General features: G+C 63.5%; 14 protein-coding genes and 3 tRNA genes. 14 read left to right on the forward strand and 3 right to left on the reverse strand.

The genetic code is table 11. The features are described 5' to 3' along the window. The first annotated feature begins 170 nt into the window (after positions 1 to 170). The 3 genes from VA602_RS17755 to VA602_RS17765 all read left to right on the forward strand — a co-directional run bounded on the left by VA602_RS17755 (position 171) and on the right by VA602_RS17765 (position 485). Positions 171 to 246, forward strand: a tRNA-Glu gene (locus tag VA602_RS17755). Between the two features lie 2 nt (positions 247 to 248). Beyond that, positions 249 to 324 (forward strand) — tRNA-Gly (locus VA602_RS17760). An 85-nt stretch (positions 325 to 409) separates the two neighbouring features. Further along, a tRNA-Gly gene (locus VA602_RS17765) sits at positions 410 to 485 on the forward strand. A 99-nt stretch (positions 486 to 584) separates the two neighbouring features. Here VA602_RS17765 and VA602_RS17770 read toward each other — a convergent pair. Continuing rightward, positions 585 to 995, reverse strand: coding sequence for a PA2817 family protein (locus tag VA602_RS17770; RefSeq protein ID WP_054893051.1), 411 nt, complete (start codon positions 993 to 995; stop codon positions 585 to 587). 133 nt (positions 996 to 1,128) lie between these two features. Next, the gene (locus VA602_RS17775) at positions 1,129 to 3,576 is read right to left on the reverse strand and encodes an acyl-CoA dehydrogenase (protein ID WP_323453844.1); all 2,448 of its coding nucleotides are present in this window, start codon (positions 3,574 to 3,576) and stop codon (positions 1,129 to 1,131) included. Between the two features lie 184 nt (positions 3,577 to 3,760). Here VA602_RS17775 and VA602_RS17780 point away from each other — a divergent pair, with 184 nt between their 5' ends. From VA602_RS17780 to VA602_RS17790, 3 genes are all read left to right on the forward strand, one after another. Continuing rightward, positions 3,761 to 4,384, forward strand: coding sequence for a glutathione S-transferase (locus VA602_RS17780; protein ID WP_063543814.1), 624 nt, complete (start codon positions 3,761 to 3,763; stop codon positions 4,382 to 4,384). A gap of 147 nt (positions 4,385 to 4,531) precedes the next feature. After that, positions 4,532 to 5,464 (forward strand): ABC transporter ATP-binding protein, encoded by a 933-nt coding sequence (locus tag VA602_RS17785; RefSeq protein WP_063543816.1) that lies wholly within the window; start codon positions 4,532 to 4,534, stop codon positions 5,462 to 5,464. Then, positions 5,461 to 6,240 (forward strand): ABC transporter permease, encoded by a 780-nt coding sequence (locus VA602_RS17790; RefSeq protein ID WP_054893055.1) that lies wholly within the window; start codon positions 5,461 to 5,463, stop codon positions 6,238 to 6,240. Before VA602_RS17785 ends, VA602_RS17790 begins: the two co-directional genes overlap by 4 nt. Here the strand turns inward: VA602_RS17790 and VA602_RS17795 are convergent. Next, positions 6,124 to 6,750 (reverse strand): DUF2062 domain-containing protein, encoded by a 627-nt coding sequence (locus tag VA602_RS17795; RefSeq protein ID WP_151924181.1) that lies wholly within the window; start codon positions 6,748 to 6,750, stop codon positions 6,124 to 6,126. The two genes, VA602_RS17790 and VA602_RS17795, sit on opposite strands and share 117 nt — an antisense overlap. 142 nt (positions 6,751 to 6,892) lie before the next feature. Here VA602_RS17795 and VA602_RS17800 point away from each other — a divergent pair, with 142 nt between their 5' ends. The 8 genes from VA602_RS17800 (at position 6,893) to murB (ending at position 13,758) form a co-directional block, all read left to right on the forward strand. Beyond that, positions 6,893 to 9,115 (forward strand): DNA internalization-related competence protein ComEC/Rec2, encoded by a 2,223-nt coding sequence (locus VA602_RS17800; protein WP_323453845.1) that lies wholly within the window; start codon positions 6,893 to 6,895, stop codon positions 9,113 to 9,115. A 112-nt stretch (positions 9,116 to 9,227) separates the two neighbouring features. Then, positions 9,228 to 9,863, forward strand: coding sequence for a MotA/TolQ/ExbB proton channel family protein (locus VA602_RS17805; RefSeq protein WP_054893125.1), 636 nt, complete (start codon positions 9,228 to 9,230; stop codon positions 9,861 to 9,863). After that, positions 9,860 to 10,294: an ExbD/TolR family protein gene (locus tag VA602_RS17810; protein ID WP_054893058.1), complete on the forward strand. Its 435-nt coding sequence runs from the start codon at positions 9,860 to 9,862 to the stop codon at positions 10,292 to 10,294. Before VA602_RS17805 ends, VA602_RS17810 begins: the two co-directional genes overlap by 4 nt. After that, positions 10,294 to 11,289: a tetraacyldisaccharide 4'-kinase gene (gene lpxK / locus VA602_RS17815; protein ID WP_323453846.1), complete on the forward strand. Its 996-nt coding sequence runs from the start codon at positions 10,294 to 10,296 to the stop codon at positions 11,287 to 11,289. Before VA602_RS17810 ends, lpxK begins: the two co-directional genes overlap by 1 nt. Positions 11,290 to 11,331: 42 nt before the next feature. Further along, positions 11,332 to 11,517, forward strand: coding sequence for a Trm112 family protein (locus VA602_RS17820; protein ID WP_054893060.1), 186 nt, complete (start codon positions 11,332 to 11,334; stop codon positions 11,515 to 11,517). Then, on the forward strand, positions 11,514 to 12,278 hold the full coding sequence (gene kdsB, locus VA602_RS17825; RefSeq protein ID WP_054893061.1) for a 3-deoxy-manno-octulosonate cytidylyltransferase: 765 nt from the start codon (positions 11,514 to 11,516) through the stop codon (positions 12,276 to 12,278). The genes VA602_RS17820 and kdsB overlap by 4 nt, the downstream gene beginning before the upstream one ends. Next, on the forward strand, positions 12,278 to 12,742 hold the full coding sequence (locus VA602_RS17830) for a low molecular weight protein-tyrosine-phosphatase (protein ID WP_323453847.1): 465 nt from the start codon (positions 12,278 to 12,280) through the stop codon (positions 12,740 to 12,742). The genes kdsB and VA602_RS17830 overlap by 1 nt, the downstream gene beginning before the upstream one ends. Next, positions 12,739 to 13,758 carry a UDP-N-acetylmuramate dehydrogenase gene (gene murB / locus VA602_RS17835; RefSeq protein WP_323453848.1) on the forward strand — a complete coding sequence of 340 codons (1,020 nt, stop codon included), beginning with the start codon at positions 12,739 to 12,741 and terminating at the stop codon, positions 13,756 to 13,758. The genes VA602_RS17830 and murB overlap by 4 nt, the downstream gene beginning before the upstream one ends. Positions 13,759 to 13,785 lie beyond the last annotated feature (27 nt).

A 13,785-nucleotide genomic window follows, 5' to 3' on the forward strand; every position in this document is an offset into this window, starting at 1 on the left:
AACGCCAATCCCCGGGCGCATCATGCGCGACCTATGTACAGGGGCGGAAGTCGTTGATTTAAATAAATTTCCACAAAGGGGTTGACGGCTTGTCGAGGCATCCATAGAATGCGCGCCACTTGCAGCGTAAAGCACACAGCCAAACGCAGCAGGCAGTGAAGTTGTAGTGTGTCCCCTTCGTCTAGTGGCCTAGGACACCGCCCTTTCACGGCGGTAACAGGGGTTCGAGTCCCCTAGGGGACGCCAATGCGGGAATAGCTCAGTTGGTAGAGCACGACCTTGCCAAGGTCGGGGTCGCGAGTTCGAGTCTCGTTTCCCGCTCCAGTTTTAGAACTGTGGCGTCCATTGACGGTGCAGCGGCAGTGAAAGGTTCAGGCCATTCACGCCACATGCGGTTTTGCTTCACATTGCGGGAATAGCTCAGTTGGTAGAGCACGACCTTGCCAAGGTCGGGGTCGCGAGTTCGAGTCTCGTTTCCCGCTCCATTTGAAAACGCCACTTCATCGAAGTGGCGTTTTTTTTGCCTTCAAAAACATCGCAGCCATGGGGCCACGGACATTTGTAATGCCCGTGGCCTTTTTTGCTCAGTGGCGCTCGCCCTGGTCGGGTGCGCTCAGCAACTGCTTCTCCAGGTTCCAGTCGAAGGGCTCTTCATTCTGCTCGGCCTCGTAGCGACGCTCTTCCAGCGTCTGGTACAGCTCGAGTTCTTCATCGGGCATGTAGTGCAGGCAGTCGCCGCCGAAGAACCACAGCAGGTCACGCGGAACCAGATGAGCGATCTGCGGGTAGCGCGTGATCACCTGGCAGATCAGGTCCTGACCCAGGTACTGGCTTTCCAGTGGGTTCTGGGGCAGCAGGGTCAGCAGTTCGTCGAAGCGTTCGAGGAACAGGGCGTGGCTTTCTTCCGGCACTTGCTCGGCGTCGCCCAGGGCCACCAGGATGGTGCGCAGGTGTTGGAGCAGTTGCAGGTGGTACTCCAGGTGGGGGTTGGCCATTGGGGCGATCCTCTGGTGTTGAAACGGGGGCCGGAGTATACGCAGGTTTTGCCCCTCAGGGGCAGGCGCAGCCGCTCGTACTGCCTTGACCGCCGGCCCGCCAGGGGCCGGGGATCTGTCTGACTGAAGGTGCTCAGCGCACCTTGCCCTCCGCGGGCAGCAGTTGCGCCTTGTCGAAAGCATCCACATCGATCACTGTCCGGCGCGCGGCTTCGGCTGCCTGGAGTCTCTCGCCTTCATCAGCCTGCAGCACGCCGGCCTGCACGGCGGCTTCGATGTCCGACTGGCCCGGCGCGGGATGCACCTTACCCTCCTTGAGCCCCTGGTGCAGCGCCTTGTGCAGTGGCGCCACCTCGTCCAGCAGGTCGCAAGCTGTCTGCAGGGCGGCTACCGGATCACCTTCGCCGTCAGGGCGGAAGCAGCCCGCCAGCAGTTCCTCCAGTGCCGGATCACCCTTGCGTCGGCCGATCAGTTCAGCGACTTCTTTATCCAGTTCATCGCTTGGCCCGGTGTGGCGGCGACCGAACGGGAAGACCAGAACCCGCAACGCACAGCCGATGAAGCGATTGGGGAAGTTGTCGAGCAGCCGGTCGAGGGCCTTTTCGGCCTGCCCCAGGCTTTCTTCCAGCGCCCAGCGCAGCAGAGGTTGCATGTGCTCGGGTGAGCCGAGGTCGTGATAGCGCTTGAGCGCTGCGGATGACAGGTACAGGTAGCTGAGGACATCCCCCAGGCGCGCGCTCAGGCGTTCGCGCCGCTTCAGCGCGCCGCCGAGCAGCATCATCGACAGGTCGGCAAGCAAGGCGAATGCGGCCGCCTGACGGTTCAGCGCACGGAAGTAGCCCTGGCTGAGGGCGTCGCCCGGCATCTTCTCGAAGTGCCCCAGTCCGATGCCGAGCACGAAAGTGCTGGCCGCATTGCTGGCGGCGAACATGATGTGCTTCATCAGCAGATCGTCGAACTCGTTGAGCGCCTGCTCGCGATCCTCGCGCCCAGCGAGGGCCATTTCCTTGAGGACGAAGGGGTGGCAGCGGATCGCGCCCTGTCCGAAGATCATCAGGTTGCGTGACAGGATGTTGGCGCCCTCGACGGTGATGAAGATCGGCGCGCCCTGCCAATTGCGACCCAGGTAGTTGTTCGGGCCCATGATGATGCCTTTGCCACCGTGTACGTCCATGGCGTGCTGGATGCATTCACGGCCGCGTTCGGTCAGGTGGTACTTGAGGATTGCCGAAAGTACCGAGGGCTTCTCGCCCAGGTCCACTGCCTTGGCGGTGAGCAGGCGGGCGCTGTCCATCAGCCAGGCGTTGCCACCGATTCGTGCCAGCGATTCCTGGATGCCCTCGAAGGCGGACAGCGGCACGTTGAACTGCTCGCGGACGCGGGCGTACTGGCCGGTGACCAGGCTGGTGTACTTGGCAGCGCCTGTGCCAACCGCAGGCAGCGAGATGGAGCGCCCGACCGACAGGCAGTTCATCAGCATCATCCAGCCCTTGCCGAGCATGTCCTTGCCGCCGATGAGGAAGTCCAGGGGCACGAACACGTCCTTGCCGCTGTTCGGGCCATTCATGAAGGCTGCACCCAGCGGCAGGTGGCGCTTGCCGATCTCCACGCCCGGGGTGTCGGTGGGGATGAGTGCCAGGCTGATGCCCAGGGATTCCTGTTCGCCCAGCAGGTGATCGGGGTCGTAGGCCTTGAAGGCCAGGCCCAGCAGGGTGGCCACCGGGCCGAGGGTGATGTAGCGCTTCTCCCAGTTCAGGCGAAGGCCGATGACTTCCTCGCCGTTCCATTCCCCCTTGCAGACGATGCCGGTGTCAGGCATGGCGCCAGCGTCGGAGCCGGCCAGTGGGCCTGTGAGGGCGAAGCAGGGGATTTCGTCGCCACGGGCCAGGCGCGGCAGGTAGTGGTTACGCTGTTCATCGGTGCCATAGTGCAGCAGCAGTTCGGCCGGGCCGAGCGAGTTGGGCACCATCACGGTCGAAGCCAGGTCGCCGCTGCGAGTGGCGAGTTTCATCGCCACCTGGGAGTGAGCGTAGGCGGAGAAGCCCTTGCCGCCGTATTCCTTGGGGATGATCAGGGCGAAGAAGCCGTGCTGCTTGATGTGTTCCCAGGCTGCGGGTGGCAGGTCGAGGTCCTGGCCGATCTGCCAGTCGCTGACCAGGGCGCAGAGTTCCTCGGTGGGGCCATCGATGAACGCCTGTTCTTCTGCGGTGAGCGTGGGGGCAGGGTAGTCGAGCAGGGTATTCCAGTCGGGCTGGCCGCTGAACAGCTGGCCGTCCCACCATACAGTGCCCGCGTCGATCGCTTCGCGCTCGGTCTGCGACATGGGTGGCAGGGTGCGCTGGAACCATTTGAACACGGGGCCGGTGAACACCTGGCGCCGCCACTGCGGCAATATCAGCAGGGCGGCCTTGGCGGCCAGCACCAGCCAGATCACGGTCAGCAGCCAGCCAGGTGCGTCGGCGAAGATGCCCATCAACAGCACATAGGCGGCGATCGCCCCTAGGATCTGCAGCGGTGGCAGACGTCGATGGGTGAGATATGCGGCGCCGATCACCAGCACCACCAACCACAACAGCAGCATAGTTCTTCCTCCTTGGAAGCTTGGGCTCGAGCCATCCCGGATAGCTTAGACGCGATGCGCCGGATGGCTCGCTATGAACAGTGACAGGGTGTGGCCACAGGAGTTTCAGAGCATTGTCCCCTGGTACAGGTGGCGTCACTGTGGAGTAGACTGTCCACCCTCTGCACTCACTAAGGACGTTGTCATGCTGAAGATCTGGGGTCGCAAGAACTCGAGCAATGTGCGCAAGGCGTTGTGGATTGCCCACGAGTTGGGGCTGGAGTTCGAGTCGATCGACGCCGGTGGCGCGTTCGGTGTGGTCAACGAGCCTGAGTACCGTGAGCGCAACCCCAATGGCCTGGTGCCGATGCTCGAGGATGGCGACTTCGTCCTCTGGGAGTCCAACACCATCGTGCGCTACCTGAGCGCTGAATATGGTGCCGAGCAGGGCTGGTACCTGGACGATCCGCGCCAGCGTGCCCTGGCGGACAAGTGGATGGACTGGACCACCTCTTCCTTTGCCGCGCCGTTCCGCCCGCTGTTCTGGGGCATGCTGCGTACCCCGGAGAATGAGCGTGACTGGACGGCGATCAACGCTGCGCGGGAAAAGTGCGGCGAGTTGCTGGCGATCGTCGACAAGACGCTGGCCACCCAACCCTACCTTTCCGGTGAGCAGATCGGCATGGGCGACATTCCGCTGGGCTGCTTTGCCTACGCCTGGTTCGAGATGCCCATCGAGCGTCCCGATCTCCCCAACCTGCAGGCCTGGTACGAGCGCCTGAAGGCGCGTCCGGCCTATAAGGCCGCAGTAATGACGGCGCTGACCTGAGCGGATACCCCGCCCGTTTCGATAGTCACTATCGATATACATGACTGTACTTGTGCGGTCAGGCCTTGCACCATGGCCGCACTACTCACTGCGCCAGTGACTTGACCTGGCGTGTCCTGAACCTTTTTCTTCGGTACGTGACCCGCTATGAGTTCTGCCCTGTCCATAAGACAGCTGACCAAGACCTACGGCAACGGCTTTCAGGCCCTCAAGGGCATCGACCTGGAGGTCGCCGAAGGTGACTTCTTTGCCTTGCTCGGCCCCAATGGCGCCGGTAAATCCACCACCATCGGCATTCTCTCGACCCTGGTGAACAAGACCAGCGGCACGGTGAATGTCTTCGGCCACGACCTGGACCGCCAGCCAGCCGCGCTCAAGCGCAGCATCGGCGTGGTGCCCCAGGAGTTCAACTTCAACCAGTTCGAGAAGACCTTCGACATCGTCGTCACCCAGGCCGGCTACTACGGCATCCCGCCGAAGCTGGCCAAGGAGCGTGCCGAGCAGTACCTCACCCAACTGGGGCTGTGGGACAAGCGCGACGTGCAGTCGCGGTCGCTGTCCGGCGGCATGAAGCGTCGCCTGATGATCGCCCGTGCGCTGATCCATGAGCCGCGCTTGCTGATCCTCGACGAGCCGACGGCTGGCGTGGATATCGAACTGCGTCGCTCGATGTGGAGTTTCCTCACCGAGCTGAACCAGAAAGGCATCACCATCATCCTCACCACCCACTATCTCGAGGAAGCCGAGCAGCTGTGCCGCAACATCGGCATCATCGACCACGGCACCATTGTCGAGAACACCAGCATGCGCCAGTTGCTGGGCAAGCTGCACGTCGAGACCTTCGTCCTCGACCTCAAGCAGGACCTGCCCGCGGCGCCGAAGCTGCAAGGTTACCCGTGCCGGCTGATCACGCCGCACACGCTGGAAGTGCAGGTGGAAAAGGATATCGGCATCACTGCGTTGTTCGGCCAATTGGCGTTGCAGAACATCGAGGTGCAGAGCCTGCGTAACAAGACCAACCGACTCGAGGAGTTGTTCGTGGCCCTGGTGGAAAAGAATCTGTCGAAGGTGGCGGTATGAGTGTGGAACTGCGCACCAACTGGGTCGCCCTGAATACGATCGTCTATCGCGAGGTTCGACGCTTTCTGCGTATCTGGCCGCAGACCCTGCTGCCGCCGGCGATCACCATGGTGCTGTACTTCGTCATCTTCGGTAACCTGATCGGCCGTCAGATCGGCGACATGGGTGGCTTCACCTACATGGAGTACATCGTGCCGGGGCTGATCATGATGTCGGTGATCACCAACTCCTACGGCAACGTGGTGTCGAGCTTCTTCGGCAGCAAGTTCCAGCGTTCGATCGAAGAGTTGATGGTCTCACCGGTCTCGCCGCACACCATTCTCGTCGGCTACGCCCTCGGTGGTGTGTTACGCGGCCTGGCGGTAGGCGTGATCGTGACCATCCTGTCGATGTTCTTCACCCACCTGCAGGTGCATCACTTGGGTGTGACCATCGTTGTGGTGCTGCTGACGGCGACGATCTTCTCGCTGCTGGGGTTCGTCAATGCCGTGTTCGCACGTAATTTCGACGATATCTCGATCATTCCGACCTTTGTTCTGACACCGCTGACCTACCTGGGTGGCGTGTTCTACTCCATCAACCTGCTGCCGCCGTTCTGGCAGACCGTGTCGCTGGCGAACCCGGTGCTGCACATGGTCAACTCGTTCCGCTACGGCATTCTAGGGGTGTCGGATATCAGCATTGGTACGGCGATCACCTTCATGCTGGTGGCTACCGCGGTGCTCTATACCCTGTGCGTCCGCCTGCTGGTCAGTGGTCGCGGCATGCGTGCATGACACCCTGCACTTGCGCCGGCGCCACTGCCGGCCGACCCACCAGCGCCAGTAGAGCAAGGTGGTGAAGTAGGCGGCAACGCCCAGTATCACGCCGCACACCACCGAGCCGAGCAGGAAAGGCTGCCAGACGGTGGACAGTTGGTCGGTGATCCATTCGAAAGTCAGTTCTTCCGGGAGCGTTCGCGGAGGAATCTGCATCAGCCACGCGCCGGTCATGTAGGTGACGAAGAACACCGGTGGCATGGTCAGCGGGTTGGTCAGCCAGACCAGGCTGACCGCGATGGGCAGGTTGCCGCGTACCGGTATCGCCAGACTGGCGGCCAGCAGCATCTGCATGGGGATGGGGATGAGCGCTGCGAACAACCCTACGCCCATGGCCCGAGCGACCGAATGGCGATTCAGGTGCCAGAGGTTGGGGTCGTGCAGCAATCGGCCGAAAAAGCGTAAGGACTTGTGTTCCCGAATGCTGGTCGGATCCGGCATGTAGCGTTTGAAGAGGCGGCGCGGCATGTAGGCTCCCGGTGCTCGAATAGGGCGAGTATGCCTTGATTCCACGTCAGCCTCGTTCAGAGTTTGTGACAATTGTTGAGTGAGCTCGGCGGCCAAACAGGCCTAGCCTGACGGGGCGATTACGCTTGCGGAGCTTTACTTCATGCGCACAGGGATGTCTGCGCTGGCGCTCGGGTTGTTGAGCCTGGGTCTCTTGCCTGCCTTGCCGTCGGTCGGATGGCTGTTCCTTCTGTTCTTGTCGGCACTGATGTGCCTGTTCACTCGCGTCTGGCCGATAGGGTGGTTCCTGCTGGGGCTGAGCTGGGCCTGCTGGTCGGCGCAGCAGGCCCTTGATGATCGCCTGATCGCCGAGCTCGATGGGCGCACACTGTGGCTGGAGGGCAGGGTGACGGGGCTGGCGACGCAGTCCGGGCGCAGCGTGCGTTTCGAGCTGGACGAGGCACAGTCCCGGCGTGCGAAGTTACCCCGCCGGATGCAACTGAGCTGGTTCGACGGCCCCATGGTCCGGACTGGCGAGCGCTGGCGGCTCGCGGTCAACCTCAGACGCCCTCAGGGGCTGCTCAATCCCCATGGTCCCGACCGTGAGGCAATGCTGCTGGCACGGCGCATTGGTGCCACAGGAACGGTCAAGGCCGGGGAGATGCTGGCCCCGGCGAGCGGGGGCTGGCGCGACAGGCTGCGCCAGCGCTTGCTGGCGGTGGACGCCCAAGGGCGGGAGGTGGTGCTGGCGGCGCTGGTGCTCGGTGACGGTTCTGGGCTGGCGCGGGAGGACTGGCAGGCCTTGCAGGCGACCGGCACCGTGCACCTGATGGTGATTTCGGGGCAGCACATTGGCTTGCTGGCGGGGCTGATCTATGGGCTGGTTGCCGGACTGGCCCGTCTGGGTGCCTGGCCAGGGAGGCTACCGTGGTTGCCCTGGGCGTGCGGCCTGGCGATGGCAGCAGCCTTGGCCTATGGCGCCCTGGCTGGCTTTCAGGTGCCGGTGCAGCGTGCATGCCTGATGCTGGCCACTGTCTTGGTCTGGCGTCTGCGCTTTCGTCATCTGGGGGCGTTCTTCCCCTTGTTGCTGGCTTTGGTCGGTGTATTGCTGTGCGAGCCCCTGGCCAGCCTGATGCCGGGCTTCTGGCTGTCTTTCGCGGCGGTGGCGGTGCTGATCTACTGCTTCAGCGCGCGTCTGGGTGGCTGGCGGCCCTGGCAGGCCTGGAGTCGTGCTCAATGGGTGATCGCCATCGGTTTGCTGCCCGCGATGCTGGCGCTGGGTCTGCCTGTCAGCCTCAGCGCGCCGTTGGTCAATCTCCTGGCAGTACCCTGGATCAGCCTGGCGGTGTTGCCATTGGCCCTGCTCGGAACGGCGACGCTGCCGTTGGCAGGGGTGGGGGAATCGTTGCTGTGGCTGGCAGGTGGGTTGATCGACCTGATGTTTCGCGCGCTCGGCCTGCTGGCCGAATGGCGTCCACCCTGGACGCCCCCGCCGCTTTCGCTGTGGGCGTGGACGCTGGTGTGTGCGGGCGCGTTGTTGTTCTTGCTGCCACGCGGCGTGCCGCTGCGAGGACTGGGGGCGGTGATGCTGCTGGCGCTGTGGGCGCCTCGCGAGCAGGTGCCGCACGCAGAGGTGGAAGTCTGGCAACTGGACGTTGGCCAAGGCTTGGCGGTGCTGTTGCGCACGCGGCATCACAGCCTGCTCTACGATGCCGGGCCGGCGATGGGCACCAGTGACCTTGGGCAGACCGTGGTGCTGCCGACCTTGCGCAGGCTGGGTGTCAACCAGCTCGATCTGATGCTGATCAGCCATGCACATGCCGACCACGCCGGCGGCGCTGTTGCCGTGCAGCGCGGCCTGCCGGTGGCGCGGGTGCTGGCTGGCGAGGCTCGGGAGTTGCCCGCAGTCTTGGGCGCACAGGTGTGCAGCAGTGGTGAGCGCTGGGAGTGGGATGGCGTGATGTTCTCGCTGTGGCACTGGCCCAGTGGCAAGAACAGCAACGACCGCTCCTGTGTACTGCTGGTCGAGGCCCAGGGTGAGCGCTTGCTGCTGGCTGGCGACATGGAGGCCGATGCCGAGCGTGCCTGGCTGGAGTCCGCCGATGCGGCGCGTATCGACTGGCTGCAGTCCCCGCATCATGGCAGCCGCAGTTCCTCCACCGAGCCTTTCATCCGCGCCATCGCGCCGCGTGGCGTGATGATTTCCCGTGGGCGACACAATGGTTTCGGTCACCCGCACCCGCAGGTGATCGAACGCTATCGGCGGCATGGGCTGGCAGTGCATGACACGGCCCTGCAAGGGGCGCTGCACCTGCGACTGGGCAGGCACGGAGAGGTCGAGGGATTGCGTGCGCAGCGGCGCTTCTGGCGTGAGCCGCCTTCCTAGGCCGTGCACGCCTGAAATATGCTAGTCACCCGCCAGCCCCCTGACCTTCGGCAGATGAGCCCCATGTCTGCCTATGGTAGAGTGGCGGCCTTTTTCAGGGGGGATGCTTACTGTGTGGGAATTGGTCAAGTCCGGCGGCTGGATGATGCTGCCGATCATTCTGAGCTCCGTCGCAGCCATGGCAATTGTCGTCGAGCGCCTGTGGACCCTGCGTGCCAGTCGCGTCACCCCGCCGCACCTGCTGGGCCAGGTATGGATGTGGATCAAGGACAAGCAGCTGACCAGTGACAAGCTCAAGGCGTTGCGCGCCGACTCCCCCTTGGGCGAGATCCTCGCCGCGGGCCTGGCAAACTCTCGCCATGGCCGCGAGATCATGAAGGAATGCATCGAGGAGGCCGCCTCCCGGGTCATCCACGAGCTCGAGCGCTACATCAGCACGCTGGGCACCATCGCTGCAATGGCGCCGTTGCTCGGTCTGCTTGGCACCGTACTTGGCATGATCGACATCTTCAGTGCGTTCATGGGCTCGCAGATGACTGCCAACGCCGCGGTGCTCGCCGGGGGTATTTCCAAGGCGCTGGTGACCACCGCAGCGGGCCTGATGGTTGGTATCCCCGCCGTATTCTTCCACCGTTTCCTGCTGCGCCGCATCGATGAGCTGGTGGTTGGCATGGAGCAGGAGGCGATCAAGCTGGTCGAGGTGCTGCAGGGCGATCGCGAGGTCGAGGTGGCCGGAGGCAAGGCGTGAAGTTCCGGCGCAATCGACAACGCGAGAACGTCGACATCAACCTTGCATCGTTGATCGATGTGGTGTTCGTGCTCTTGCTGTTCTTTGTGGTCACCACCACGTTCACCCGCGAGACCCAACTGCGTGTCGAACTGCCCGAGGCCGCCAGCGGCGCACCGGCCGCTCCGCAGGATGGCAAGCTGGTGGAGGTGACGATCAGCGCCGATGGCGTGTATTCGGTGAACAACCACCTGCTGCCCAAGAGCGACCTGGCCACCCTGACCGAGGCCCTTGAGCGGGAGTCCGGAGGGGACAACACATTGCCTTTGGCGATCAGTGCCGATGGCAAGACCCCGCATCAGGCGGTGATCACGGCGATGGATGCTGCCGGCAAGCTCGGCTTCAGCCACCTGCGCATGACCACCGTCGAGGCGGCTCCGGGGACGCCCTGATGGCTTTCACCGATCGCCTGCTCGCGGCCTGGTACCAAGGCCATCCCGCCCTGGGGCTGTTGCGCCCGCTCGAGGCCCTTTACCGGCGGGTGGTGACGCGCAAGCGTGCGCGCTTCCTCAGTGGCGAAAGCGCCAGCTATCGGGCTCCGGTGCCGGTCATCGTGGTGGGTAATATCACCGTCGGGGGGACCGGCAAGACGCCGATGATCCTCTGGCTGATCGAGCATTGCCGAAGCCTGGGGCTGAAGGTCGGCGTGGTCAGTCGTGGATATGGCGCCAAGCCGCCTCATTTCCCCTGGCGGGTCCAGGCCAGCCAGAGCGCTGTGCAGGCCGGAGACGAACCTTTGCTGATCGTGCAGCGCACCGACGTGCCGCTGATGATCGACCCTGACCGATCCCGTGCCGTGCAAGCGCTGTTGGTCAGCGAGCCCTTGGACCTGATTCTCTGTGATGACGGCATGCAGCATTATCGGCTGGCGCGCGACCTGGAGCTGGTGCTGATCGACGCGGCCCGTGGTCTCGGCAACGGCCGATGCCTGCCGGCCGGCCCGTTGCGTGAGCCGGTCGAGCGCCTGGATGATGTCGGTGCAGTGCTGCACAACGGTGCGACCGTCGATCCGCCGCGTGGATTCGCGTTCGGTCTGCGTCCGAGTGCTTTGGTCAATCTACGGACCGGCGAGCGTCGTCCGCTCGAGCATTTTCCTGCCGGTCAGGCCCTGCATGCCGTGGCTGGCATTGGCAACCCGCAACGTTTCTTCAACACCCTGCAAGGGCTAAACTGGCAGCCCGTGCCGCACCCTTTCGCCGACCATGCGCAGTTCGATGCCCAGAGCCTGGCATTCGAGCCACCGCTGCCATTGGTCATGACTGAAAAGGACGCGGTGAAATGCCGTGACTTTGCAGGTGACGACTGGTGGTACCTGGCCGTTGATGCCGAACCGTCACCATCCTTCGTCGCCTGGTTCGATGCGCAGCTCGCTCGTCTGCTGCCTTGAATCACTTCCACTTTCCGGCCTTCGGCCTCAAGGACAACCTCCATGGACACCAAACTGCTCGATATCCTGGCCTGCCCGATCACCAAAAGCCCACTCAAGCTCAGCGCCGACAAGACCGAGCTGATCAGCAAGGGCGCGGGCCTGGCCTATCCGATCCGCGACGGCATCCCGGTCATGCTGGAGAGCGAGGCGCGCACCCTGAGCGACGACGAGCGCCTGGACAAATGAGCCTGAATTTCACTGTGGTGATTCCTGCCAGGCTGCGCTCCACGCGCCTGCCGGGCAAGCCGTTGCTACCGATCGCCGGCAAGCCAATGATCCAGCATGTCTGGGAACAGGCCCTCAAGAGCGGTGCTGCACGGGTAGTCATTGCTACCGACGATGCCAGCATTCTCGAAGCATGCCAGGCCTTTGGCGCCGAAGTGCTGATGACCCGTGCCGACCATGAGTCGGGTACCGACCGTTTGGCCGAGGTGGTCGCGCACCTGGGCCTGCCGCCAGACGCCATCGTGGTCAACGTGCAGGGTGACGAGCCGTTGATTCCGCCGGTGATCATCGACCAAGTGGCCGCCAATCTGGCGGCTCACCCCGAGGCGGGTATCGCAACCCTGGCCGAGCCGATCCATGAGCCGCAAAGCGTGTTCAACCCTAACGCGGTCAAGGTGGTCAGCGACAAGAACGGCCTTGCCCTGACCTTCAGCCGTGCGCCGCTGCCATGGGCGCGCGATGCCTTCGCCAAAGGCCGCGACCTGTTGCCGGAAGGGGTGCCGTATCGTCGTCATATCGGCATGTATGCCTACCGTGTCGGCTTCCTGCAGGATTTCGTCGGTTGGGGCCCGTGCTGGCTCGAGCAGACCGAGGCGCTGGAGCAGTTGCGGGCGCTTTGGCATGGCGTGCGTATCCATGTCGAGGATGCCATCGAAGCGCCGGCAGTGGGTGTCGATACCCCTGAAGACCTGGAGCGCGTACGGCGCTTGCTGGAGGCCTGATGCGCGTATTGTTCGTCTGCCTGGGCAATATCTGCCGTTCACCCACCGCCGAGGGTGTTCTGCGCCACCAATTGCAGGCTGCAGGGCTTGCAGAGCGCGTGCACGTGGCCTCAGCAGGCACCGGAGACTGGCACGTGGGCAAGGCGCCCGACAGCCGTACCTGCAAGGCTGCACTGGTACGGGGTTATGACTTGTCGCGCCAGCGCGCACAGCAGGTCAAGGCCGCTCACTTCGGTGAGTACGACCTGATCCTGGCCATGGACAAGAGCAATCTGGGTAACCTGCAGGCGCTACGCCCGCACGATGCGCGCGGCGAGCTCGACCTGTTCCTGCGCAGGTATGGCGCGATGCTGGATGAGGTGCCGGACCCTTACTATGGCGGTGCCGAAGGTTTCGAGCAGGTGCTGGACCTGATCGAAGCGGCCTGTCGCGAGCTGGTCGTGGAAATCAAGGGGCGGTTATGACAGCGCAGTGGCAGGAGCGTGTATCGCTCAAGCCGTTCAACACCTTCGGTATCGACGTCAAGGCGCGCTACCTCGCTTTGGCCCATGACGACGATGAGGTCCGCCAGGCTCTGGCACTGGCTGCGCAACGGCAGTTGCCGGTGCTGGTGGTCGGCGGCGGCAGCAACCTGCTGCTGACCCGCGACGTCGATGCCTTGGTACTGCACGTGGCCAGTCGTGGCCGACGCATCCTCAGTGACGATGGCGAGCGTGTCGTGATCGAGGCCGAGGCAGGCGAGCCCTGGCATCCGTTCGTGCAATGGAGCCTGGCGCAGGGCCTGTGCGGGCTGGAGAACCTCAGCCTGATTCCCGGCACGGTCGGGGCGGCACCGATGCAGAACGTCGGTGCGTACGGGGTCGAGATCAAGGATGTGTTCGCAGGCTTGACCGCTCTGGACCGTGAGACCGGCCAGCTGCGCGACTTCACGTTGAACGAGTGTGCATTCGCCTATCGCGACAGTGTGTTCAAGCGCAACCAGGGCCGTTGGTTGATCCTGCGTGTGCGTTTCGTGCTGAGCCGTACATTGCGTGCGCACCTGGACTACGGGCCGGTTCGACAGCGCTTGCAAGAGCAGGGCGTGCAGGAAGTGACTGCACAGGCCATCAGCGATGCCATCTGCAGTATTCGTCGCGAAAAGCTTCCGGATCCGGCTGAGCTGGGCAATGCTGGCAGCTTCTTCAAGAACCCGGTGGTCTCGGTGCAGTTGGCTGAGAGTATTCGCGCGCGTTATCCGAGTCTGGTCGCCTATCCCCAGTCTGAGGGGCAGGTCAAGCTGGCGGCAGGCTGGCTGATCGAGCAGGCGGGCTGGAAGGGCTACCGTGAGGGTGATGCTGGTGTGCATCGCTTGCAGTCGCTGGTGCTGGTCAATTACGGCCAGGCAAGTGGCGCACAGTTGCACGCCCTGGCGCAGCGAATCCAGGCGGATATCTTTGAACGGTTTGGCGTCGAGTTGGAGATGGAGCCAAATCTGTACTGATCGCCACCACCAGGCTGGCCCGGCTTT

Source organism: Pseudomonas machongensis (assembly GCF_034961125.1).
In the GTDB taxonomy this organism is placed as follows: domain Bacteria; phylum Pseudomonadota; class Gammaproteobacteria; order Pseudomonadales; family Pseudomonadaceae; genus Aquipseudomonas; species Aquipseudomonas machongensis.

Bases quoted from the DNA above. Each gene is read 5' to 3' on its own strand.
- kdsB (WP_054893061.1), top strand. From the start codon at position 11,514: ATGAGCCTGAATTTCACTGTGGTGATTCCTGCCAGGCTGCGCTCCACG.
- VA602_RS17820 (WP_054893060.1), top strand. From the start codon at position 11,332: ATGGACACCAAACTGCTCGATATCCTGGCCTGCCCGATCACCAAAAGC.
- VA602_RS17780 (WP_063543814.1), top strand. From the start codon at position 3,761: ATGCTGAAGATCTGGGGTCGCAAGAACTCGAGCAATGTGCGCAAGGCG.
- VA602_RS17775 (WP_323453844.1), bottom strand. From the start codon at position 3,576: ATGCTGCTGTTGTGGTTGGTGGTGCTGGTGATCGGCGCCGCATATCTC.
- VA602_RS17800 (WP_323453845.1), top strand. From the start codon at position 6,893: ATGCGCACAGGGATGTCTGCGCTGGCGCTCGGGTTGTTGAGCCTGGGT.
- VA602_RS17795 (WP_151924181.1), bottom strand. From the start codon at position 6,750: ATGCCGCGCCGCCTCTTCAAACGCTACATGCCGGATCCGACCAGCATT.
- lpxK (WP_323453846.1), top strand. From the start codon at position 10,294: ATGGCTTTCACCGATCGCCTGCTCGCGGCCTGGTACCAAGGCCATCCC.
- murB (WP_323453848.1), top strand. From the start codon at position 12,739: ATGACAGCGCAGTGGCAGGAGCGTGTATCGCTCAAGCCGTTCAACACC.
- VA602_RS17770 (WP_054893051.1), bottom strand. From the start codon at position 995: ATGGCCAACCCCCACCTGGAGTACCACCTGCAACTGCTCCAACACCTG.
- VA602_RS17790 (WP_054893055.1), top strand. From the start codon at position 5,461: ATGAGTGTGGAACTGCGCACCAACTGGGTCGCCCTGAATACGATCGTC.
- VA602_RS17830 (WP_323453847.1), top strand. From the start codon at position 12,278: ATGCGCGTATTGTTCGTCTGCCTGGGCAATATCTGCCGTTCACCCACC.
- VA602_RS17785 (WP_063543816.1), top strand. From the start codon at position 4,532: ATGAGTTCTGCCCTGTCCATAAGACAGCTGACCAAGACCTACGGCAAC.